At 37.5% G+C, this 22,613-nt stretch carries 21 protein-coding genes and 1 tRNA gene; 6 read left to right on the forward strand and 16 right to left on the reverse strand.

Translation table 11 applies throughout. The features are described from left to right. Window positions 1–50: 50 nt before the first annotated feature. The 4 genes from J0656_RS03290 to J0656_RS03305 all read right to left on the reverse strand — a co-directional run bounded on the left by J0656_RS03290 (window position 51) and on the right by J0656_RS03305 (window position 3,155). Entirely contained in the window at window positions 51–803 is a 753-nt protein-coding gene (locus J0656_RS03290; protein ID WP_207031489.1) for a DUF4097 family beta strand repeat-containing protein, read from the reverse strand. A 19-nt stretch (window positions 804–822) separates the two neighbouring features. Next, complete coding sequence (locus J0656_RS03295; protein WP_207031553.1) at window positions 823–1,608, reverse strand: HEAT repeat domain-containing protein; 786 nt, start codon at window positions 1,606–1,608, stop codon at window positions 823–825. Window positions 1,609–1,610: 2 nt separating this feature from the next. Then, window positions 1,611–2,135: an RNA polymerase sigma factor gene (locus J0656_RS03300; protein WP_207031491.1), complete on the reverse strand. Its 525-nt coding sequence runs from the start codon at window positions 2,133–2,135 to the stop codon at window positions 1,611–1,613. Window positions 2,136–2,273: 138 nt separating this feature from the next. Then, window positions 2,274–3,155, reverse strand: coding sequence for a helix-turn-helix domain-containing protein (locus J0656_RS03305; RefSeq protein ID WP_207031492.1), 882 nt, complete (start codon window positions 3,153–3,155; stop codon window positions 2,274–2,276). Between the two features lie 241 nt (window positions 3,156–3,396). On the opposite strand from J0656_RS03305, the gene J0656_RS03310 reads away from it, so the two are divergent. The 3 genes from J0656_RS03310 (at window position 3,397) to J0656_RS03320 (ending at window position 5,126) form a co-directional block, all read left to right on the forward strand. Continuing rightward, a complete protein-coding gene (locus tag J0656_RS03310) occupies window positions 3,397–3,669 on the forward strand; it encodes a DUF983 domain-containing protein (RefSeq protein WP_313790173.1) in 273 nt (90 codons plus the stop codon). A gap of 90 nt (window positions 3,670–3,759) precedes the next feature. Next, window positions 3,760–4,629 (forward strand): alpha/beta hydrolase, encoded by an 870-nt coding sequence (locus J0656_RS03315; protein ID WP_207031494.1) that lies wholly within the window; start codon window positions 3,760–3,762, stop codon window positions 4,627–4,629. A 59-nt stretch (window positions 4,630–4,688) separates the two neighbouring features. Further along, window positions 4,689–5,126 carry a nuclear transport factor 2 family protein gene (locus tag J0656_RS03320; protein WP_207031495.1) on the forward strand — a complete coding sequence of 146 codons (438 nt, stop codon included), beginning with the start codon at window positions 4,689–4,691 and terminating at the stop codon, window positions 5,124–5,126. Window positions 5,127–5,401: 275 nt separating this feature from the next. Here J0656_RS03320 and J0656_RS03325 read toward each other — a convergent pair whose 3' ends face one another. From J0656_RS03325 to J0656_RS03340, 4 genes are all read right to left on the reverse strand, one after another. Next, window positions 5,402–5,545: a hypothetical protein gene (locus J0656_RS03325; RefSeq protein ID WP_207031496.1), complete on the reverse strand. Its 144-nt coding sequence runs from the start codon at window positions 5,543–5,545 to the stop codon at window positions 5,402–5,404. A gap of 7 nt (window positions 5,546–5,552) precedes the next feature. After that, window positions 5,553–7,769 (reverse strand): ferrous iron transport protein B, encoded by a 2,217-nt coding sequence (feoB, locus tag J0656_RS03330; RefSeq protein ID WP_207031497.1) that lies wholly within the window; start codon window positions 7,767–7,769, stop codon window positions 5,553–5,555. After that, on the reverse strand, window positions 7,766–8,008 hold the full coding sequence (locus J0656_RS03335) for a FeoA family protein (RefSeq protein WP_207031498.1): 243 nt from the start codon (window positions 8,006–8,008) through the stop codon (window positions 7,766–7,768). The genes feoB and J0656_RS03335 overlap by 4 nt, the downstream gene beginning before the upstream one ends. Before the next feature lie 89 nt (window positions 8,009–8,097). Continuing rightward, window positions 8,098–8,772: an SCO family protein gene (locus J0656_RS03340; RefSeq protein ID WP_207031555.1), complete on the reverse strand. Its 675-nt coding sequence runs from the start codon at window positions 8,770–8,772 to the stop codon at window positions 8,098–8,100. 151 nt (window positions 8,773–8,923) lie between these two features. Between J0656_RS03340 and rseP the strand changes: the two genes are divergently transcribed. Next, complete coding sequence (rseP, locus tag J0656_RS03345) at window positions 8,924–10,273, forward strand: RIP metalloprotease RseP (RefSeq protein ID WP_207031499.1); 1,350 nt, start codon at window positions 8,924–8,926, stop codon at window positions 10,271–10,273. 69 nt (window positions 10,274–10,342) lie between these two features. Further along, window positions 10,343–10,416: transfer RNA gene (locus J0656_RS03350), tRNA-Asn, on the forward strand. Between the two features lie 231 nt (window positions 10,417–10,647). Here the strand turns inward: J0656_RS03350 and J0656_RS03355 are convergent. The 7 genes from J0656_RS03355 to J0656_RS03385 form a co-directional block, all read right to left on the reverse strand. Beyond that, on the reverse strand, window positions 10,648–13,725 hold the full coding sequence (locus tag J0656_RS03355; protein WP_207031501.1) for a metallophosphoesterase family protein: 3,078 nt from the start codon (window positions 13,723–13,725) through the stop codon (window positions 10,648–10,650). Window positions 13,726–14,039: 314 nt separating this feature from the next. Further along, window positions 14,040–14,939 (reverse strand): hypothetical protein, encoded by a 900-nt coding sequence (locus J0656_RS03360; protein WP_207031503.1) that lies wholly within the window; start codon window positions 14,937–14,939, stop codon window positions 14,040–14,042. Between the two features lie 591 nt (window positions 14,940–15,530). After that, window positions 15,531–17,804, reverse strand: coding sequence for a S41 family peptidase (locus J0656_RS20330; RefSeq protein ID WP_207031505.1), 2,274 nt, complete (start codon window positions 17,802–17,804; stop codon window positions 15,531–15,533). 579 nt (window positions 17,805–18,383) lie between these two features. Beyond that, window positions 18,384–18,731 carry a hypothetical protein gene (locus tag J0656_RS03370; RefSeq protein WP_207031507.1) on the reverse strand — a complete coding sequence of 116 codons (348 nt, stop codon included), beginning with the start codon at window positions 18,729–18,731 and terminating at the stop codon, window positions 18,384–18,386. A 30-nt stretch (window positions 18,732–18,761) separates the two neighbouring features. Beyond that, a complete protein-coding gene (locus J0656_RS03375) occupies window positions 18,762–19,109 on the reverse strand; it encodes a hypothetical protein (protein ID WP_207031509.1) in 348 nt (115 codons plus the stop codon). Between the two features lie 22 nt (window positions 19,110–19,131). After that, window positions 19,132–19,482 (reverse strand): hypothetical protein, encoded by a 351-nt coding sequence (locus J0656_RS03380; protein WP_207031511.1) that lies wholly within the window; start codon window positions 19,480–19,482, stop codon window positions 19,132–19,134. A gap of 10 nt (window positions 19,483–19,492) precedes the next feature. Continuing rightward, on the reverse strand, window positions 19,493–20,683 hold the full coding sequence (locus J0656_RS03385) for a hypothetical protein (protein WP_207031512.1): 1,191 nt from the start codon (window positions 20,681–20,683) through the stop codon (window positions 19,493–19,495). A gap of 156 nt (window positions 20,684–20,839) precedes the next feature. Here J0656_RS03385 and J0656_RS03390 point away from each other — a divergent pair, with 156 nt between their 5' ends. Next, complete coding sequence (locus J0656_RS03390; protein ID WP_207031515.1) at window positions 20,840–21,055, forward strand: helix-turn-helix domain-containing protein; 216 nt, start codon at window positions 20,840–20,842, stop codon at window positions 21,053–21,055. 164 nt (window positions 21,056–21,219) lie between these two features. On the opposite strand, the gene J0656_RS03395 is transcribed toward J0656_RS03390, so the two are convergent. Next, window positions 21,220–21,996, reverse strand: coding sequence for a hypothetical protein (locus J0656_RS03395; protein WP_207031517.1), 777 nt, complete (start codon window positions 21,994–21,996; stop codon window positions 21,220–21,222). Window positions 21,997–22,613 lie beyond the last annotated feature (617 nt).

Below are 22,613 nucleotides of genomic sequence, written 5' to 3' on the forward strand. Positions count from 1 at the left end.
ATGTTTTGCCATCTTGAGCATTTCGACTGCGCTCGATGTGACAGTTTGATTTATTTTTTTCTTAGGTACATGTTCCCGTTGGTGGACTTCATGGATATTTTAACCCCACCTCCGTTAATGGATGCTTTAATGTTCCTTCCTAATACAGATTTCAACCCATTTTTATCCTCGGATTTTACCTCAAAATCGGTGTAGACATTTCCGTTTAAGGTGCTCAGGGCCAAATTGGCGGGTGTATTCGATGGAAGGCTGACATCTACGGCCCCGTTGGTGGAATAGAGGGAAATAGGGGAATCCTGCGTCACTTTTCCGAAAACCACTTCCAGCTCACCGTTCAATGAGTTCGCCGTAACAGGTCCGTTTACGTTCAATAGTTTTACACCTCCGTTGAGTTGTGCATCCGCTTCTATTTCTCCCGAAAAACCATCGATTTCAATATCGCCGTTCCAGGTACTCTTTACGGCAATGTTCTGTGAGGCGGGGAGGTAGATTTCGGCACCTTTGCTCTTGCGGAGGTTGTAAACGATCAGGGTATTCCCGTCCTGTACCACGGAAAAACCTACGTTGGTATTGTCCGTACCGCCTTCGCCGACCAATTTAAGGCCTTTGGCGCGTTCGGGTGTTTTTACTTCGGGCCCCGATTTGATCAACAGTTCATTGGAGCTGTGGGTTTTGACCACAATATCGGTTTTGGACTCGATTTTTACCCATTGGATTCCATTGAGGGATTTGGTGTAGTCGCTTTGTGCTCTGGCAATGGTGCCCACAAAAAGGGCCATTAAAATAAATGTGAATTTTCTCATGATTTTCGCTTTTTGATGTTTATGTTATGCTTGGCAATACTGCCCTGATTTGATCTTTGATAAAAGGTTGTGTGTCTTCTTTTTCCAGTAACTTTTTCATGGGTTCGGCCGCTTTTTTCTCCTGTATTTGCACCAAAGCCTGAATAATCGCCACTTGGATACTTGGGTTTTTTTCTTGCTCCAAGGCGTTTATAAAAGTGGTTTTAACGGTTTCGGAGGAAGTGAACTTGACCAGTGCCTCAAAGGCGGTCATCCGAACATTATCATTTTCATCATAGAGCAATCGGTTGGCAAGGGCTTGGATGATGGCTTCATCGGGCTGTTCAAATTCCTCGATATAGTTCACTCCTTGAATACGCTTACTGGCAGATTGGTTCTCCATCAACGATAACATGGCCGTTTGCTTCATCTGATTGGTCTCGTCCTGAAGCTGCGCAATGTCTTCGTTCACTTTTCGCTGCTGGAACAGACTTCCCATTTGGAAGGCGGCAACCAACAGTGCAATACTCGCTGCGATTTTCAAAATATTTCCTATCCAGTTTGATGATGGTTTGGCTTCAAGTTGAACTACTTTCCCCTGATTTATTTTTTCCTGTTCAAGTGTAGATTCAAACTTTGCTTTAAGCCTATCCGAGGGTGTTGGAACCTCTTCTTCAAACACATTGAAAAAGGTCTTCATCTCCTCCAGTTCCTTTTGGCAATCGGCACATTGTTCAAGGTGCTTTTCAAATTCAGCCTCGGCAGATTTGTTCAAATTGCCATCCAGATAATCGGGTATTTGGTCAAAAACATGATTCTTTTCCATGGCTATATGCTTTCTAAATAGATATTCTTCAATTTTTTTAAGATTCTGCACACTCTGGTCTTTACGGCTCCAGGGGTACTCCCCATTATTTCCGCAAGGTCATCGTACTTGATTTCCCTGTATCGGTTCAAAATCACAAGTTCCCTATCGTACGGATCAAGTTGGCTCAGGGCATATTGCAGGTGGGCATTGTTCTCGCTTGTATCATTTTCTTCTTCCACTGCTTGGTATGCCAATACCTCGATATCATCATGCGACTTATGGTTTCTTGTGTAATATGTTTTTAGGCTGTTGCGCGCTATAGTAAACATCCACGACAAGAAGGATCCATTGTTGTATGAGTTCCGATACTTGATCAGTTTGTAAAAAACATCTTGTGTAAGATCTTCGGCCAACATGCGATCGCCCGACATTTTGTACAGAAAATTGTACACATGTTTGTGGTGTCGGTCAAAAAGTATCTTGAGCAGATCCAAGTTGCCTTCGGATACTTTTTGCATGATCATTTCATCTGAAAGTGTTTCCAAATGCTGTTTTTTAGTTGGTGTTTAACTTATATAGTCAGGAAATTAAGAAAGGTTACAGAAAGGGAGGAAAAAAATTGAAAAATTGTGATTTGTGAAGATAAGTTGTTGGAAATAGGATGTGAGAACGTAGTCGCGAGGTCATGAAACTGAACTTTTGTATTTCTTTCTAAAATCTGTTGGTGTGGTTCCTGTTTTAGCTTTAAAAACTTTAGAGAAATGGGCATAATCCTTAAACCCCAGAAAGTCAGAGATATTTACCAAGGAATTTTCTGAATGTACCAAGAGTCGCTTGGCTTCCAATAATAAACGTTCTTGGATTAGTTCTGAGGGTGACTTGCCAATGGATTCCATGGTAACTCTGTTCAAATGCTTTGTAGTGATGTTTAGTTTTTCCGCGTAATACCGTACCCTTTTTTCCTTGCTATAATTTTTTTGGATCAAGGTTTCCAAGTTCCTTAGAGTGTTGAGATAGGTTGTTGAAGCTATAATTTTGTGCGATTCATATGAGGAATATAATCGGGACAGGTCAATATAGGTTAGTCTTATCAAACTCTGTAACTTTTGTTCTTTAAAGGGTAGATTTTTATGGTATTCGGAATTCAATTCGGCAAACCGCGTCTTGATTTGTTCAAGATTATCCAAATTTATGTGAAGGTTTGGTGGGTTTTCATTAGAAAAGTAGAAAGGGAATTGTTCAAGTTTGGTATCCGAAAAGCCAATTTCAAAGAAATCCCTGGCATGAAAAAATATGAAACCATCAGGCTCGCTGTCAAATTTCCATAAATGGGTTTGGCCCGGTTTTAAGAAAAACACACTCCCTGGGCCAAGGTCATAATTGTTGAAATCAATTTCATGTGTACCTCTTCCCTTGGTAAAAAGGACGCATAGGAAAAAATCATGTTTATGAGCCGTGTGGACTATGTCACTGTTGTTCATCAGGTGCTTTCCCAGTTCATTGCTGTATACCTCATTTGTGCTTATCTTTTTTTCAAACTCCGATATGTTTAAAATTGGAATCATGGATTTATTGTATGTAAATGTCCTAAATGTACAAATAATGGAGAGTATTGTATAAGACTAAGAATGGTTTCGTTTTTACCTTTGTCATTTAAATTAAAAAGGTTAGCGTTTTTAAAAATTGATCATGGAAATTTTTGAAGGTACAAAGGTCTATAGTGTTTTTACTGGTAAATGTCCTGTTTGTCAAAATGAAAGTATGTATGAGGAACCAAATCCCTATAAATTGCACAGTACTTTGAAAATGAAAGAAAGATGCAGCCACTGTAAAACGAAGTATAAGATAGAACCTTCCTTTTTTTACGGTGCTATGTATGTAAGCTATCCTGTGGGCCTGGTTTTTGCCATTGCAACCTTTGTGTTGGCATTTCTCATTTTTGATTTAAGCTTAATTACGACCTATTGTGCAATAGTGGTAGTAATGATTTTGTCACTACCCTTGATTTTAAGGATTTCAAGGAACATTTGGATCAATTTCTTTATGTCTTTTGACAAGAACAATAAGATTGCAGATTGAATATATCTGGATGCTGATCTGGATTGATCAAGTTAAAGTACGCACACTTATCTTCAAACAAACAGTTAACTCTTGCCTATACCATTTAATATGAGATATTTTATTGTTCTAGGGGTCATTTTATGGAATACTTTGTCTGTAAATGCCCAAAATCAAGGAAAGGTTTATGAAGCCAAGACTCTTGAAAGCTCCATTCTAAAGAAAGAGCGACACTATTCCATTTATTTGCCACAGGGTTATGATACTTCCGATAGGACCTACCCGGTTCTTTATCTGTTGCATCCCGCTGGACCTCGAAACACGGTTCCAGATCATCGGTCTTGGCTCTATTATGGGGAATTGAAGCATTACTTGGACAATGCCATCGCAAATGGAGATATAGTTCCTATGATAGTGGTGACACCGGATGCCAACTATGGGTCAAAAAGAATCAGTTATTTTAATGATCCCGAAGGCGATTTTGATTTTGAGGATTTCTTTTTCAAGGAATTCATTCCACATATCGAACAAAACTATCGATGCCGTAAAGATAGGGATAGCAAGGCCATTGCCGGGGCTTCCCTGGGGGGTGCGGCCGTGATCCAATATGCCGTTCATCAACCGGAAGAATTCTCGGTGGCCTGCGCTTTGAGCGGAGCAGTAAGAAAATATGATTCCCAATTCCTGAAAGGAAAGTATCCGAATGTCAGTGAAAAGATATTGATGGATTGGTACAAACCTTATGATGTGATATCATTTTTTGAAAACCAACCTAAGGATGCGGAACAAAACATAAAATGGTACATAAGCTGTGGCGATGATGATCATTTGTCGCCCAACAATGTGATGTTGCATACAGTGCTGAAGGCCAAGGGTGTGGCGCATGAGTTCAGAATTCAAAATGGTGCCCATGACTGGGCCTATTGGCGTGGGATATTGCCCGACTTTATGACCTTTATATCAGACTCTTTCAGGAAATAATTTATTTTTTATGGATAATTGGAATTACGTACGCAAAATATGGACTTAACCTTATGACAATGAAAAAGATAAGCTCCCTTACACTGTTGCTATTGATGGTATGCCTTACCTACGGGCAGTCGAAGGATGAAATGGAAATTCGAAAATTGGAAAAAAAATGGACGAAATTGCTGGACGAAGGGGATACAGCCGCATTGTTGGATATTTGGTCCCCTGATTATGTTGTGAACAATACCAAAGGAAAAATAGTGACTCCCAAGGAGATAGTTGCACTAATGGAAAATGGACATACCTTTCCCAAGGTAAAACGAATCATCGAGAGAATAACCTTTAATGACAATGTAGCCGTGGTTATGGGAAAGGAGTTGCAGCAACCACCGAGTATGACCACAGATGAGAATCAATGGATACCAAGGCGATTCACGAATATTTGGATATCGAGCAATAAGGGTTGGCTTTTGGCGGCAAGGCAATCGTCAACCATAGTTTTGGAATAGGGCTTGACTATGAACAGGCCTATGAATTGAGGGATAATTTTAAATATAGAACAGAATACTTCTAGATTATTTCTATTCTTATCGAAGTTTAATCAAACAAGATTTGTGTTCAAAAGTTGTTTTTTGCTTACCGTGTTCTTAACGGTAATATCCTATGGACTAAAGTAGTAAAACAATGATATTCAGTGTAATAATATTTAGTCGATGATTCAATCATCATTTACTATTCTAAAGACCTCGACTGCGCACGACCTGACAACTGCATTAAAAAGAAGTTAACTGCAACCGCAGTTGTCGCTTCCGCAGGAATTGGAATCTTTGCCTCCTTTGCTGAAGAGTGATTTGGGAAGCAAGAATTTCCACACCAAATAGCCTGCTGCAATAATCAATGTTCCGTATGCTAAAATTTGTTGAACCATTTTTGGATTAACTTAATATTTGATAGGCCATCAATGCCATAATATATGCAAAAACGCTCATAAAGCCCAATTGAATCATGGGCCATTTCCATGAATTGGTTTCTCTTTTTACAATGGCGAGCGTGCTCATGCATTGCATGGCAAAGGCATAGAACAACATTAAAGAGATGCCGGAAGCCAAATTGAACAGTGGTTCGCCATCTTCATCCAGTTCCGCGGCCATACGGTTCTGTATGGTTTCTTCTTCATCGCTTCCCACACTGTAAATGGTAGCCAAGGTCCCTACGAACACTTCGCGTGCGGCAAAGGAGGTCAAAACGGCTATTCCGATTTTCCAATCGTAGCCCAAAGGCTCGACAAGTGGTTCAAAAGCTTTTCCTGCTTGACCAATGTACGAGTGCTCTAATTTGTAGCTGGCAATTTCCTGGGCAACGGCTCTTTCGGAAAGTTCTTCCCTGAGCATTTGGATGGAATCCTGTATTGCACCAGCGGCCATACCTTTGGCTTCTGCGTTGGTGCGATAGGCATCTATATTGTTCTGGACATAATTTTTGCTGTAGGTGCTCAATCCTTCGTTCTCGATACGTTCGGCTACAATACTTTCGGCATTCTGGAAATCATCAGAATAACCGTTGGAGCCCAAAAACCATAATACAATTGATATAGCCAAAATAATCTTACCTGCACCGAGCACAAAGCTCTTGGTCTTTTCAATCACGGTATAGCCAACATTTTTCAGCAAGGGCAAGCGATAGGTCGGCATCTCGATCATAAAAATGGCCCTACTCTTTATTTTAAGGATCTTATTTAGGACCATAGCAGATAAAAGAGCCATTCCAAAGCCAATGAGATATAGGAGCATCAAAGTCAATGCTTGGAAACTTAATCCTAAAAAGCTTCCTTCCGGAATTACGAGCGCTATCAGAATTAAGTAAACGGGCAATCTTGCGGAGCATGTGGTAAAGGGCGTCACCAAAATGGTAATAAGGCGTTCCTTCCAATTCTCTATGGTACGTGTGGCCATAATGGCCGGAATTGCGCAGGCATTTCCTGAAATCAATGGGACGACGCTCTTCCCGCTCAATCCAAAGGGACGCATCAGCCTATCCATCAAGAATACTACGCGGCTCATATATCCGGATTCTTCCAATAATGAAATGAAGAGGAACAAGAAAGCGATTTGGGGAATAAAAATGACGATTCCGCCAATACCGGCCACTATCCCTTCCGCAAGTAAATCGGTGAAAACCCCGGGAGGTAAGGTATTTTTGATCCATTCCGCAGCCAAGGCAAAGTTTTCATCAATAAAATCCATGGGGTAGGAGCTCCACTCAAAAATGGCTTGGAAAATAAGCAATAGGATGGCAAAGAAAATAAGGTAACCAAAGACTTTGTGGGTCAAAATCTTATCCAATGATGCCCGAAGACCTTTGGCGGCCATAAAATCGACCTTGTAGGTTTCCTTTAAAATATTGTTGATGAGTTGGTATCTGAGTACAGTCTCCTTATGCTGTAATTTTTTGAGTTCGTCCTTGGACTTGGTGGAGAAATCGGTCGCATCCTGAATGCGTTTTTTCTCGATGGGCATAAAGTTGACATCCTGCGTGATCACCAACCACAATTTGTAGAGGTCTTCTTGTGGAAAGGTGCTTTTTAGACGCTCAAAATATTCCGGGGAAATTCTGGAGGTATCCAAGATAGGTTTTGAGGAGATGCTCTTGTAGTCGGCAATAAGTTCCTTGATTCTATCTATTCCGGTATTTTTTCTGGTACTCACGAGGGCAATCTTGGTGTCCAGCTTTTTTTCCATGGCCTCCACATCCAACGAAATGCCCTTACGGTCCATACGATCCGCCATATTGATGACCAGAATGCTTGGAATCTTTAGGTCTTTTATCTGGGTGAAAAGCAGTAGGTTCCTTTTTAGGTTTTCCACATCGCTGATCACTACGGCAACATCTGGATAGTCCTTGTCGTTTTTATTGAGCAAAAGCTCTACGACCAGACTTTCATCCAACGAAGTAGTGTTAAGGCTATAGGTGCCGGGCAGATCCAGGATATGGGCCTTTACGCCCCTTGGAAGTTTACAGATTCCTTCTTTTTTCTCAACCGTTATGCCTGGATAGTTCCCTACTTTCTGCTTGAGACCGGTAAGTTGATTGAAAACTGAGGTTTTTCCAGTATTGGGATTGCCGATCAGGGCTACATTGATGTTCTTGCTCATTTGGCCTGCGTTTCTTCAATAATTTCCAGCTCAATAAGTGCAGCCAAGGATCTTCTGATTGCCAAATGGCTTCCGCTGAGGTTGATATAGATGGGGTCGTTCAACGGTGCAATTTGCAAAAGCTCCACACTATTTCCGGGCAAGCACCCCAATTCCAACAACTTTATAGGAAGTATATGTTCGGTGAAATCTTTGATTATCCCCTTTTGTCCATATTGTAAATCTGCAACGGTCACCACTGTTCTTATTTAGAATAAATTTAAGTAAGGCCAAAAATAAGTAAAAAAGGATAATTTAATGGTCTAATTATAGAGAAAGGTGCAGGGAATCATTCTTTATAGCTGGCTTCAAGTATTTTAATGTCGCCAAGTAGTCGGTCTATTTCTTCCCGATCGGTACCATCATAAAAGCCTCGAATCCGTTTTTCCTTGTCCACCAAAATAAAATTTTCGGTATGGATCATATCGAACGGCCCTCCGTCCCCATCGTTTTTAACTGCTAAATAAGATTTTCTGGCGAGCTCATAAATCTGTTTTTTATCACCGGTCACCAAGTTCCATTTGCTATCGATCACCCCTTTTTCCAGGGCGTACCGTTTTAATTGGGCAACCGTATCGATTTGCGGCGTGACCGAATGGGAGAGGAGCATAATGTTTGGGTCGTCCTTTATGGCTTCTTGGACTTCGCCCATATTCTTGGTCATAATGGGGCAAATGGTGAGGCAGGTGGTGAAAAAGAAATCGGCCACGTAAATTTTGTCCCTGTAATCTTCCTGTGTGATAGTTTCCCCATTTTGGTTCACCAGAGAAAAATCTGCCACTTTGTGGTATTTTTTGGTGTAGTGCAAGGTGCTGTCCACTAGAGATTTATCCACCATGGAAGGCTGATAGACCGGGAGCATTTTTTTGGGTTGCAGTGCATTGTAAAAGAGATAGACAATGATGCCGGAGAGTACCAGCATTACGATTCCGAACATTTTGTACTTGGCGAAGAATGATCCCATAGTTGCAAAATTACGCTCCAAATAGCTATTCTTCAAGGAGAAAGAGGCTTATTGTTGCTAAATCTTTCTTAAATGATACCAGGATTAAAATTGCGGTTTTTTTATCAATCCCTAAAAGGTTACTTTTGTGCGTTTTAACAAAAGACGACGGATGACCCCTATAGTTATAAAGACCATACAATTCTTTCTAAGTTTATCGCTCTTGATCGTACTTCACGAGTTTGGACACTTTATCCCGGCAAAGCTTTTTAAGACAAGGGTGGAGAAGTTTTATCTCTTTTTTGATGTGAAGTTCTCTCTTTTCAAAAAGAAAATAGGGGAGACCGTTTATGGTATTGGGTGGTTGCCCTTGGGCGGATATGTAAAAATATCCGGGATGATCGATGAGAGCATGGACAAGGAGCAGATGAAGGAGGAGCCAAAACCATGGGAGTTCCGTAGCAAACCAGCTTGGCAACGTTTGATTATTATGCTCGGTGGAGTAACCGTTAACTTTGTTTTGGCGGTGGTCATCTTTATCGGTCTTGTTTTTACCTATGGCGAGCAGTACATTGCCAACGATAGCCTTAAGGATGGGATTTGGGTTACCGAGAAAAGCTTGGGAGATGAGTTGGGTGTCCAGACAGGGGATAAAGTTTTATCCATTGATGGTAAAAAGGTGGAGGCTTTACAGCAAATACTTCCTGAAATGATAGTAGGAGAAACCTATACCATTGAGAGAGATGGAAAGGTTATTGAAAAAGCAATCCCGGTTGATTTTATAGAAACCTTATCGGAGGATAAAGAAAAAGCACGTTTTATTTACTACAGGGTTCCGTTTGTTATTAGTGGAATTCCTAAGAAATCGCCCAATTTGGGCAGTGGCCTGCAAGAAGGAGATGCTGTAGTTGAAATGGCAGGAAAACCAGTGGAATACAAAGATCAGGTTATTCCTATATTGGAAGCCAACAAGGGAGGTACCGTTCCTGTAAAGGTTAATCGCAATGGAGATATTGTGGACTTGACATTAAATGTTTCTGAAGACGCAGCTTTGGGAGTTGCTTTAGGGATGACCCCAGAGGAATACAAAGAAAAAGGCTATTTGGAGCAAAGAACATTGACTTATTCATTCTGGGAATCCATTCCTGCTGGATGGAACAAGGGTGTAAAAACGCTTTCTGACTACATCAAGGGAATGAAAAAGATATTTAATCCGGATACTGGAGCCTATAAAGAGGTTGGTGGTTTTGCAGCTATTGGAGGTATGTTTCCCGATACTTGGAACTGGCCGGCATTTTGGGCCACAACGGCATTTATATCCATTATTTTGGCCTTTATGAACATTTTACCCATCCCTGCATTGGATGGAGGACATGTAATGTTCCTGCTCTACGAAATGGTAACGGGACGCAAGCCGAGCGATAAATTTTTGGAATACGCCCAAATGATAGGATTCTTTATATTGATCGCTTTGTTGTTGTTTGCCAATGGTAACGATTTATACAAATGGCTTTTTAAATAGAAAAGCAATTTTTTTGTTTGTGGTGTAAAAAAGAATCCATTATATTTGCACCCGCTTAAGGTAAAATATTCCTCCTTAGCTCAGTTGGTTAGAGCATCTGACTGTTAATCAGAGGGTCCTTGGTTCGAGTCCAAGAGGGGGAGCAGAGATAGCAAGGCTTCAGAGAAATTCATACTCTGGAGCCTTTTTCATTTGCACGCAATTTGCACGCGCATTGAAAAAAATAAGGTTTGGGGCCAAACTTTAACATTTAAGGTCAAAATTTTCCAGAATAATTTGAGGTTTATCCCAAATGCTTAATCTTTTTGAACCTCTTCCCGTTTTTATTTAGGTACTGGTAATATCTGTAGACATAGATTAACAGAAAAGAATTACTAACTCCCTAATCTTTTTCTTTTTTTCTGATCTGAGATTTCCTGTTGGATTAAACCCCTGTCCGTTGTTTTATTAATTTTTAGTCTTTGGTTTTGAATGGCTTTCCCTAGCATCCTTTCCAACTCTTTATCTTCATTTGTTTTGAAAACCAAATACTCGTTTAACTTTAATAATATTGCAAAACGTAAAACGGGAATGGTTATTAGTTCGGATGCCTCCTTTATAAATTTGTTATTTCCTTTTATGTTTAAATCTACCAGCATAAAAAGAAGAACGAATAATTCAAATTGATTTTCTTTTCCAAAGTGGTCTTTTTTAAGTAACTCAATCCTATCAAGAATGATTCCTTCAAGATTCCTATGTAAAATATGATTAGATGCACTAGTTTGAACAACATAGGGAATTATCTTTTGTGTTAAATCGTATAATAGGTCAATTTCATCTTCCGTTTCCACTTTAGTTTGAAAATCAATTGCTTTTGAAGTATCTATAATTCTTAATCCCCACTGACAAACTGATTTTATGTAATAATTAAAAATATCCTTTACTTTTTTTTCGGAATTGATTTCATCAATATTTCTAAAAACTCTACCTAGAATAAACAGAGCATTATCTAATACACCAATATCTTCTTGGTTCAATTCGATAGCCTGTTTTTGTTTTACTCCTTCAATTGTCTGAGTATCAATGTCAAGTTCATTTGCCAATTCGTCCAATTCATCAAGTTCCTCAAAAGTCAATGACCTTGTTTTTCTTGATAGTTCCATCATCTTTCTTTCATAATTGGGTAGGATCCTAGCTCGAACATTGAGTGATTTATCTAATGATAGTGTATCAAATTCAGTATTCAAGGACTCAAAAATCACTTTGGATTTTTCAAAAATAGCATCCAGAAAGGCTTCATCGCTTCGCGAAAGACCAGCGTAAATCTCAAATTCATTTTTAAAAGTAATGTATAATTGATCACTTTCTAATACATGTTCCTTGAATTTGGGGTCCACTTTCATGTGATATCCAAGGAAATATTCAAAAACACCATTCAATCTAAAACTATAATTATCATCATCTACTTTTTTAAAGATTCCTCTTTCTTTCAAATATTCCCAGACATCTACTGGACTTACTTTTTTGTTCCTAGGGTTCTGTCTCAAATAATCACCAATAAAATTTAGGATTTCAAGTTCGGGTGCACTGTATGTGCTTTTGTGATAATTTACAAGCAAATGGTAGGCTAAATGACTTAATAGTTTTAGATACTTATCATAATCAAAGTTTGCATTTGATTTAATTAAGTTTTCTCTTTCAAGTAATGATTCAATATACAGGTTTACTAAGCCAACATTGTTTTGAATACTCTTTTCTCCACTTTTTTTAAACACCCAAAGGAAAAGAGATACTGTCCAAAAATTAAATGGAATTGAAAGTTGTTTGAAAATTGAACTTATTTTAGTTACTACCTCTTCAGTTTTATGGGTATCTAGTGGTGTCCATTTCTTAGTTAATGCGCGTACTTGCTTCTTTCTTAAATTCTCAAATTTCAGGGGAATAAATTCATTGCCATCAAGGCCAGGTGATTTTATTAGAAACTCGGTGCCTTTCTCGCTCGTTCCAACTATTTTGCTTAATGGATAATTATCAATCAAATACCTGACGAAATTTTCATGAGTTTGATTAGTAAGATCAAAATTATCTAATAATAAAATCAAATTTTTGCTACCCAATAATTCTCTAGTAGTATTTGTGTTTAAATCATAGTAATTTCTAAATTTTTTTTCGAACTCCTCTTTTGTGCCAATAAACTGCGTTACACGAAAATCAACAAAAAAGGGAATCGACTGTAGATACTCATAGTTTTCGAGTAATTCGATTTGAATTTTTTTAAGTAAAGACGTTTTTCCACATTTGTCATCACCAAAAATGAGATAACTATTATCATCTTTGATAATGTCATCTAAATTATAGGATTTAAGCTTTGACTTGCTTTCTCCAAAATTGTGTTTCTTAAGAATTGGAGAAACAAAAACATCAATGAAACTCTTATTTTTTTCACTAAAGGAAACAAACAAGTCCTGAGCTAATTCTTTTTCTTTTCTTAAAACCTTACGAAGAGTTCTTCTAAAAGAATTTTGCTTTTTTGTTATCTCATCCTCAGGTATTTCGTACCATATTTGATTAGGACTTTTGTAAAAAAAATTATTTCTTTCATCATAAAGTAATGTATCTACCATAAACCTAGATTCGTCAAAATCAAAATTTATTAATGAAAAACCTATCTCTCCACCTTGATGATATTTTAAAGAAGCTGGGGAAATAATTTTTATCAAACCTGTTTTTGGAGTATAATCTAGAGATGTAATTGATTTGTGAATGTGGCCAAAAAATGTTAAATCAAATTTGTTATGGATTATATCTTCAATAACGTATTGGTTGTTAGACTCCAAAAAGCTTAATGGGTGGTGATGAACTAGGATTTTCCTATCAACCCCTTCGATTTTTTCTATGGATTCATAAATGAACTTAGTAGGAAATAACAATTTATTTTCATCATTACCAGTGGATCTCCATGAAGTATTAATTGAAACTATCCCTAACTTCAGTCCATTTACGGATCTTTTGTGCACAGTGTACATCTCACTCAGGTAATCTTCTTTTGGAAAATTAAGACCAGATATAAAATCAAAATAGTTTTTGGATGATTCTAAGGTATCGGTAAAATCATTTTTGGAATAATCTGAAAAATCGTTTAAATCATCTTCTGTAGTTATTTCTTCATCTAGATATTTTATAAAGGGTTCTCTTATTTTCGTTCTATCGACATCATGATTACCTTGACAAAAAAACACATCAGAAATACTTTTTTGTTTTAATTCTAAGATTGGTTTGATTAATGAGTCAAAAGCTTCTCGAAACCAAATAGATTCAGAACCGGTATGAACTAAGTCTCCTGAAAAAATGATGAAATCAAATTCTAAATCCTTTATAGCTTTTAATAAGGCTAGAACTAAGTCCTTCTGTTTTTGAATTGATTTTGGTCCTGATTTAGCAAAATGATAATCTGTTAAATGTAGAATTTTCATTAAAAGGTTGGTTTTATGTAAAACATTGAAAGTGAGAAGTATTATAGCGAAATTTAATAAGAAAATTCTGTTTTCCCTTTGAACAAAGCAAAATTCTCCAAAAACCTAATATACTTTTAGTCCACGATTACAACTCCACAATATTGTAATAAAATATGTGTTTCTTTTTTTAAATTGTACCTAACGGTTTGTGTATGATTGGTTAAGAACTCCCTCATGTACGGCATGTCCGCCTATAATAAAGATAATTGATTGCAGGAAATTCCCTTTTTGAATTTCCGACGGCAATTAATAATACAACGTGTTATATGCAGCTATTTTATTTTGTGATAATTGTATCTTTTTTCTTTGATGTCTTTAAGGTTGTAGAGCCCAAAAAAGTAGACTGATTTAAAGCTAGTGTCGTTAAACGCTTTTTTCAATTCTAAGATAATATGAGGTGTTGTATTATAAAAATGTAATTCATCTCCCCATATTATTAGAATTTCTGAGTTGCCTCCATTCTTACTTTGATATATCTTTTCAGCAGTTTCTTTTATGTCCTCTTCATGAATTAATACATAGTCAAACCCATAGTCAATAAAGATATTATTCCTCCCAAAATAATTTGATTTGTACCGTTCCGGTACTGGATATAGGTTATAGCTTTCAGCTATATTTTTAAAATCATTCTTATCCAAATCAAAATTTAAATATTCGTTCTTCGTTTTTAAATGCTTAATATTTTTTTGAATGCTTTCTGCAATAACTTTTGCTAGTTTTTTATAAGTTTTAATTTTTCCTTGTGGAATTGCATCACTGTCCCAAGGTGTACATATTTGGATATTAACTATTATTGGAGGGTTGTAAATTTCTGTTATGAAGTCGGATAGCTTTTCACAAATATTCTTTGCTTGATTAAATCTGGCTAGATAATCCCGTATCACAAATTGTGTAACCTGAACTCCAATATGTTTTCCCTCAGTACTTAGGAATAAGTCAGGATTTTTATGTCCATCATTGTCGTTTGGGAAGAAATGTGAAATCTGTCTTTTTTCAATTTGACGGAGGTAACCTATAAAAATATGTCCAATTAAGTGTTCAACCTTTTTAGTGTCATTTTCGTCAACTAATTTTGGTCGATTGTATGAATGGCCATTGAGCGAATATGGTAGTTTGAATTGTCCAAAAAGTTGATTCTTTCCCTGATTTAGCTTGTGATTAAGTTTAAGCACTTTTCTTTTTAATAATTACACACACCTTTTTATATGCTGAATTTTGTTAGGTATCTTCATATTTAACTTCCAGAAGGGCAGGCTATGCCCTAGTTTTATGTTTTAATGTAAAACATAAATTTCCTTTTATTCAACTAAGGTTTGGGGTAGGGTAGATTGATTATAAATATAAGAATTTTCTAGGAAAGGAAAATGTGTGCAATTCTGCAAGTGTTGTAATTATTTTATCTTATAGATTTTTAATGTTTTATTTGGATTCCAAACTTGATTGCTTTCTTTTTTGTTTTGCTCTGCAAAAGAAAAATGTAAAGCAAGAGGGCAACACGGCAGACCGGTGTTGCAAGGGTGGATATACAAATAACCTGCTATATAACAGCATCTTAACTTAAAATGACTTTGAAAAAGGTGCGTTTAGCTAGTCAAATTTGCGGCAAATACCCTTGAATCCCTTATAAACAGCCCTGAATTTGCGGCAAATCCATAAAATGAACCGGATTTACAAATAGAACTAGAGCTTGAATATGGAAATTAGGCGTTAATGCTAATTTTATTAAAATTAGTAAGTGAGTCTACAAAGTCCGAATAAAAGTCTTACTTCCTAGTGAGTTCAATTGCTGCCTCCAAATATTCATCTTTTCCCTCTTTCACACCTTCAATTGTACGATGAACATATATATCAGGAAGAAAGCCAATCCCGTGCAATGTTGAACCATCATGTTTGACAACTTTCATGCCTGTCCACCTAATATTATATCCCCCTGGCAGTTCAAAGCGATTGATATTGCCATTCGTTCCAGCAGTGGGCTCGCCTATTATCGTAGCCAATTTATATCCTTTTATGAATCCCATATAACTCTCAGCATAACTAATGGCGGAACCTTTGATCATGAAAATTATTTGCTTGTCCCCCAAATAAGGTTGTTTGTTCGGTAACAGCCAATTTGCATTTTGAAAGGTGGTTTCATTCCTATCAGGGTAGATGTTTTGAGGGATTTGCATCCACGAGTCCGATGTATCTTTTTCTTTCAGCAAATAGGAAATGAAACCATGGTTGCCTCTTGGATATACCCTCAAATCACAGATAATTGATTTTGATTTGGCCAGTTCTGGAAGAAGCTTTTCAATATCTTCCATTGCTATACTGTTTAAATTCAGATAAAAAACACTGTCATTGATTTTTTCATAATCTGACATCCGGGTGGCAGAGCTGAACGGGTATTGACTCCTGATAAGCTTTATGTTCTCATTGCCAACCTTAATATTCAATTCTGAACCTTTCTCTCCCATTAAGCTTTGCTGTTCTGCCCTATGGTTCAGCCACCCTTTTGTTCCAGCTGAGATTCTTGAATTTATCTCTTCAAAATATTCAACAACGCTCTCACCATTTATTTCCGTGACAACATCACCAACCCTTAAAGGAATTTTGCTGTCCAAAACGTTGGTGATTACAAGTTTTTCTTCAACCCAGGTCCAAGTAATCGGAGGAGTCAGCCATCCAGTATTCTCTTTGTATGAGACCACAATATGGCCATCTTTTAATGGAGCAGTGAATTTTTGTAGCGTTGTCAAGTGGTCCATTCCCGTTGAGTCTTTGAAACTGTTCGTTAAGGCTTTTTTTAGCTCGTCTAGCCAATTCAAATCCACGACATCAAAGTAAGGGTAGAAGTGCTGAAAGACATTATATGTATTAATCACATTGCCCAGTCTAACCTTTAAATAGGCCGGATTTCTAGGTGTTTCTTCAAGTGTAAGCTTTAATCTCTCCAATCCTTCTTGGTTTGTTTTGGGATACGTTCCTTCATCGTTTGAATATAAAACCAATGGCATTTGAATATAGATCTCACTACCAACCTCCTTGGTCAATGTTTCTCCAAACTTTGGTTGTGAAGGGAACAAGGACTGACCTTTTTCCTTTTCAACAACTCCAGAGTATTCTAACAAGACCGATTTGGACCCGCTGTAATGATCCAAATCTGTTACAGAGCATAAATACCCAACACCCTCAAAATACCATTTATTAGGTTGATTTTCATTGAATGTAACATCCGTTTCAAAATCATTGTTTGATAACGGAACTTGGACCCAATTGTCATTTTCCTCATAATACAACATAGGCAAATCATACAGTATCGAACCCTTGCCCTTAATGGCAGAACCGAGATGAATCAAAGTAGTGATGGAATCAACCTGGGTAATTATCTCGTATTGCTTCCATTTATCGCTCGTGATGTTTTCCATTTTCAAATCAGAAGTGCCATCTGATTTCTCCAATGCTAACCTTAGATATGCTTTCTCCAAAGGAACATCCCCTTTTTTTGCCCAAGCAACATACTTTATCTTTTTCCCGAGGTATTTGGAAGCATCGATTCCTATGGAAAGTTTACCGACCATATGGGAATAGTCTTTTTTTATAAGCCCATTTACCCTTGAACTTTGGTACGGTGTTCTAAGTTGGGGATCCATGCCATATCCAACACCTCTGTGCTGCCAATATGTTGGTTCCATACCTCCTATGTCCTCAGGCGTTATAGATTTCAGATTATATTGGCCTGGTTGGTTTTTTGAAAAGATTACTGTGGGGGCAATGGGCTTAAAGAGTGCTTTAAGTGTATCAATCAACTCATCCTTATTTTTGCAGCTCTCTACACGGTCGGCTCCATAGATGGCAAACGAAGCCCAATCAATTTCCGAAGCCATATCACTTGGATGAAAATATTTTACATATCCATAAACTTTTGAAAAGGTTTTTAGATTTTCAACTTTTCGGTCAAACTCCTTATCATATGCTTCATTATTACAGCTTGATAAAAGAATGACATATATGGAAATAGATGCAATAAATGTCAAGCCTGAAATTTTTGCCACTTTTCTCATATATTTAACTTGATATTATAAATTACTATTTAAAAACAAGCTTTTCGGGAGAGCTTACAATTTAAGGATATTTTCCTACAATGAATCCGGAATGGAATCTTCAAGCTTTCTTTTTTGTTTTGCTTCGCAAAAGAAAAATGTAAAGCAAGAGGATAGCGCGCAAGCGCGACGCTATTGATTCATTTTCCTTCGGAAAAACCCATTTTCAGTGTGTTTTTCGAAAATAATGAAGAATGAAGTTTAGGGCATTTTTGACTAAAAAAGGCATTCAGCCCAGTAAAATCAATAGATTTTTGACTAAAAAACGATTTTTTGAAGTCTCTATAAATTGAAAAAGTAGACAATTATTTGAACAATTAATTTTGTAGATTGATTTTCGTTTTTGATGAAAAAATGCTCTGAGCCCACTAAAATCAGGGAATCTTTGATGAAAAAATGATTGCGCAGTATTCAAATTAAGTGAGATTAGTTTTTAGAATTTTGGCCATCTGTGATTTAAGGATTAACATTTAGAGCGCAATTAAAAAGTCAGTATCTCATTTCGAAAAAAAATCGCTTATCCACTCCAAATCATTCCTCATCTTTCGATTTCTTTTCTTCCCTGTAAAATAGGTTCAAATGGTCCATCAAAGCTTCCTCCCCAACAGGCATCAATCGGTTGGCAATGGTCATCGCCTGATGGATGAATTCCTCTTCGTTCCTGTCCATTACATCATCCGAACCCAATTCGGGTTTTATTGCCCTCATGGATAGGTATGTCAATGCGCGAACGGTCAACAATAGATCGGCATAACCATCAAGGTAAAAGAAGGTGGGTTGGAATTTTTCCTTGAACCAAGGATGGGGAACCAAGGTAGGGGAGTGGTCGTTCGAGTGGTGTCTCAAATCCTTTAGGAGCTTTTCTTCGTTTGGGTTCATGATATGATGTATATGAATTGATTTATGAGATTAACTGTTTTCAAGTTTCGATAGCACTTCATCTATTTTATCCATATAATACATTTGGCTATCTGGAAGGATGCAAAGTACCAGTTCCAGTACTTGGGTAATACTATCTTCCTTTGATGCATTTTTGTTTTTAGGGGCCAACATCATCCCATCACCGTCAAGAGCGAATACACAGAGGTGCAATAGGCTTCTGATCTGCATCAAAAGGTGGTTGTTGTTCCTTACTTCAAAGGACACATGGTTTCCTTTTGGATCAATGGTCTTTTTGTTTCCAAGCAGCCCGGTAAGATTTTTTCTAAGGTCTTGGATTTCCTTTAAGGTTTTGAGTTGCTCCTTTTTGTGTTTCATTGTTATGTTTTTAGTTTGGTTATCATTCTTCTTCCTTCAAAAGGAGTTTTTCTATACGGTCATAGCTGTCCAACTGGTCATCAGGAAGAATGTCAATGACCATCTCCAGTATGGTGATCACCGCATCATCCTTGGATAGAAAGGGAAGTCTTGGAGAGTCGAGTTCGTTTTCATTGTCAATGGTGGACATACATAATCTCAGTAGGCATGAGATGACATAACGCAGTTCTGAATTGTTTTCCACCTTGAACACTACTTCTTGGACTTGCGGTTCATCCTTCCCATGATACCTTCGCTTTCTAGGGTTCAACAAACCAATCACTTTGTCCAAAAGTTCTTTTTCGTTGATTTGGCTTTCCTCGTTCTTTTCCATGGCTACTTTGTTAAGTTGTGGTTTCTTTATCGGAAAGCATGAGTTCCCGCATTTCATCCAGATAGTTGCCCTCTTCCAAGGGTATGAGGTTCTTTGCAAACTCCAGCACGGTCTTTACATCCTCCTTTATGTTTTTAATGTCCAAGGTCATATCACATTGCTCATCCAAGGCCAGGACACATACATTGAGGGTCGATTTTAAGGTATAGAAAAGTGAAAAGTGACTGTGGATATAGACATGGTTGAGATAAAATCCTTTTTTGGTCCTTCGATTTGTAGGTCTCATCATTTCAAAATTCTCCTTGCTCAATTGCCTGATCGTGTCCAATAGGTTCGGGTCTTCTATATTTTGGGTTTCGAGCAAAGCCTTTTTTCCTCTGGTAATAAGGGTCTGTAAAAGTTGAATTTCCTCTTCAAATAATTGCCTGATGTCATCCAAAAAGAGTTCAAGCTTATGTTCCAAAATGTCCAACTGACCCCTTTCAATATGGAAGGAGTTTTCATACCTTGAACTGGAATAGGCCCTGTCCAATAATTGCAACAACTCCATTTCTGTGGGGTCATCAAGGTTGAACATTCCCTTTGTTCGGTGTATAATCCTTTCCAAGAACTTTTGATGTACCTCTATCTTATGGCAAATTTTGACTTTCCCGCAAAGAAAGCCTTCCAAGACCCGGTATCCTAGTTCAAAGCCTTGATGGGCCATAAAGGCGGCTTGGGAAAGGTTGCCCTCCGACTTGAAGTATTTGAACCCTTTTTGAAAGGCCAAACAGCCTTTCAAGGATGTTCGAAAGACCTCTTCAATGATTGTCAGAAAGTCTTCGTTTGTTATATCTTCAAAATGGTTCCAAGGAAAGCCAATATCCTGATCTCCAAAGATGAGATATTCGGTCCGACAATGGTTGATGAAATAAAGATTGCCATTTGCCAGTTCCGTTTTGGCGTAAACTAGCGAAAAGATATTGTGGAAATGATTTTGATGGTCAAAAAACAACCCTTGGACAATGGGAAGTAACTTGTTGTTGATGTCATTTTTGGGTGCATCAATAATGATGTTCCACCTGAATTTAAAGGTGTTCTTTTTTTCGTGGCCCTTGTTCAGATAGACCTGTGAAACATTCGGAATTACTTTGATAATATCCGATAAAACCCCCTGTATCTCGGGGTCTAGCTGTTTCTTTCTTTGTGCTAAGGAATCCATATGTCGAAGTTTTAAGGTGAATTTCAATCCATTCGTGTAGATTTTCTATACCAATGTATAAAATAAATACTCATTTTCTACACGAATCAGATAAAATTTTATATAAGTGTATCTAAAATCTATCTTTATGTATCAAAATTTTACATACACTCCATAATGACAGACCTAGGATTATATTTGGCCAAAAAGTCCATCAACAAAGCGGAAGTGGCGAGAAGGACAGGCATAAGTAAATCAAGGATAAGTCAATTGAGTTCCAACCCGACCACGAAACTAAGGGCGGAGGAACTCTACCTGATTTCATTGGCCATTGATATAGACCCCTGTGAAGTAATGAAGGAATTATACGGAAATGTAAAGCTTCCTAATTGAGGTTTTACCTCGCTCAGTAGTATTAGTTTGTGTAAGATTTGGGCTTGCAGCACTTCGCTTTGCTTCGTTCGCTTTTATTTCAGTTGCCAAAAAAGATAGCTTTTTTAAAAAGTCGCCATCTGAATAGTAGTAATATTAAATTGTGCAATGCGTTGAAATTCTTTTCAACCCCTGAAACCAAAGGAATATACTTCTCTTGCATTTCCTGTAAGCTTTATGTTTTTAATTGACCCTGTCCCCTCGAAGAAAATACAGACTCCTATTATTTTACTTTTGGGATTGGGAACGTTAAAGGAATAAGCTGGTTCTTCATTTACAAAAATGACCAATTCTTGGTCTTTTGATACACATTTTAACTGAACATAATCAGTATAGTCAACACCAAAATTTTCTAGGTCATTTTTCTTTCCGTCTACTCTTTCTCCAAAAGCAAACAAAGAAATATCTGAAATACATCCCTTATTGCAAATTGGAACCACAATTGGCCCTACTTCACTCACAATCGTCACTTGGGCACCTTGGCATGGAGTGTTACCGGATTTAAAATTGTTTTTTAATAAAGCGGTTAATTCAAAATCATCCGTGTATACTCCACCAAAGTCCCTTATTTGATAAAACCCTACAAGAGTTTTTGACTCAAATGGGTCTTTTCCATATTTTTTTAGTGATTCGGTTCTTACAGAAAGTTCTCCATCTATTCGGAAATCCTCATTGTTCAAATATATGGGCAATGAATCAGTTTCAATAGTAGCCATCCAGTCATTTGAAGGAATGAAAACATTCTTTTCCTTGATGATTGAATCATTGACCACCAATTTTGACTTGAAGAACCCGGGATGATAATATATACTGGTTGAAATGCTGTCATTTTTATCAACAATCACCCGTTTACGTTCATCCCAATCCTGTTGGATTTCAACCTTATCTTTTTCGCCTATCATCGAAGCGTCATATTTAAAGATTACGGAATTTGGCAATCCAGTGGTGACCGATTTTACCGAAAATTTAAAATCACTTGGGTCATAGATAGTAGTGCTGTTTTCAAAAAAATGAAAGATTGAAATTGCTAGGATGACCAGCAAAATAGGAATCACATAAATGAACCACTTCCATGATTTTTCCTTTCTCTGAGTTTCTATATAATTGACAGGTTCCATCTCAAGCAAAAACATACGCCAATTGTCATAGCCTATATATTTTGCCAAAGTGTCGAGAGATGACCTGTTGGGTTTGGAACGATAATTAACCCTGCCGCTCAAACGCTTCAATGTGGATATACTCAATAAAGTACCAGTTTCTTTATATACAGAATCACTTAAAATTTGAAAATCTTTCGTGTCCCAATTATCTATAGAGCCAATGGACAGTTTTCTTTCTATCCGTTCAAAGCAAAGAGAGATATGTTTTTTGAAATTTTCCACAATTTATTTCTCGTGATGGAAACGCCGGACATAGTATACCACCCTCGCTGGGTTAAAGTGACCATAGCTGGCCGGACGAAAGTGACCCACCTTCGCCGGGTCAAAGTGGACCACCTTTAGATTAGATCTATCTGTAA

Origin of the sequence: Flagellimonas aurea (assembly GCF_017313785.1) — a bacterium.
In the GTDB taxonomy this organism is placed as follows: Bacteria; Bacteroidota; Bacteroidia; order Flavobacteriales; family Flavobacteriaceae; genus Flagellimonas; species Flagellimonas aurea.

Coding starts and splice junctions, on each gene's coding strand:
- J0656_RS03290 (WP_207031489.1), bottom strand. CDS start 803: ATGAGAAAATTCACATTTATTTTAATGGCCCTTTTTGTGGGCACCATT.
- J0656_RS03295 (WP_207031553.1), bottom strand. CDS start 1,608: ATGGAAAAGAATCATGTTTTTGACCAAATACCCGATTATCTGGATGGC.
- J0656_RS03305 (WP_207031492.1), bottom strand. CDS start 3,155: ATGATTCCAATTTTAAACATATCGGAGTTTGAAAAAAAGATAAGCACA.
- J0656_RS03310 (WP_313790173.1), top strand. CDS start 3,397: ATGAAAGAAAGATGCAGCCACTGTAAAACGAAGTATAAGATAGAACCT.
- J0656_RS03315 (WP_207031494.1), top strand. CDS start 3,760: ATGAGATATTTTATTGTTCTAGGGGTCATTTTATGGAATACTTTGTCT.
- J0656_RS03320 (WP_207031495.1), top strand. CDS start 4,689: ATGAAAAAGATAAGCTCCCTTACACTGTTGCTATTGATGGTATGCCTT.
- J0656_RS03325 (WP_207031496.1), bottom strand. CDS start 5,545: ATGGTTCAACAAATTTTAGCATACGGAACATTGATTATTGCAGCAGGC.
- feoB (WP_207031497.1), bottom strand. CDS start 7,769: ATGAGCAAGAACATCAATGTAGCCCTGATCGGCAATCCCAATACTGGA.
- J0656_RS03340 (WP_207031555.1), bottom strand. CDS start 8,772: ATGGGATCATTCTTCGCCAAGTACAAAATGTTCGGAATCGTAATGCTG.
- rseP (WP_207031499.1), top strand. CDS start 8,924: ATGACCCCTATAGTTATAAAGACCATACAATTCTTTCTAAGTTTATCG.
- J0656_RS03355 (WP_207031501.1), bottom strand. CDS start 13,725: ATGAAAATTCTACATTTAACAGATTATCATTTTGCTAAATCAGGACCA.
- J0656_RS03370 (WP_207031507.1), bottom strand. CDS start 18,731: ATGAACCCAAACGAAGAAAAGCTCCTAAAGGATTTGAGACACCACTCG.
- J0656_RS03375 (WP_207031509.1), bottom strand. CDS start 19,109: ATGAAACACAAAAAGGAGCAACTCAAAACCTTAAAGGAAATCCAAGAC.
- J0656_RS03380 (WP_207031511.1), bottom strand. CDS start 19,482: ATGGAAAAGAACGAGGAAAGCCAAATCAACGAAAAAGAACTTTTGGAC.
- J0656_RS03385 (WP_207031512.1), bottom strand. CDS start 20,683: ATGGATTCCTTAGCACAAAGAAAGAAACAGCTAGACCCCGAGATACAG.
- J0656_RS03390 (WP_207031515.1), top strand. CDS start 20,840: ATGACAGACCTAGGATTATATTTGGCCAAAAAGTCCATCAACAAAGCG.
- J0656_RS03395 (WP_207031517.1), bottom strand. CDS start 21,996: ATGATAGGCGAAAAAGATAAGGTTGAAATCCAACAGGATTGGGATGAA.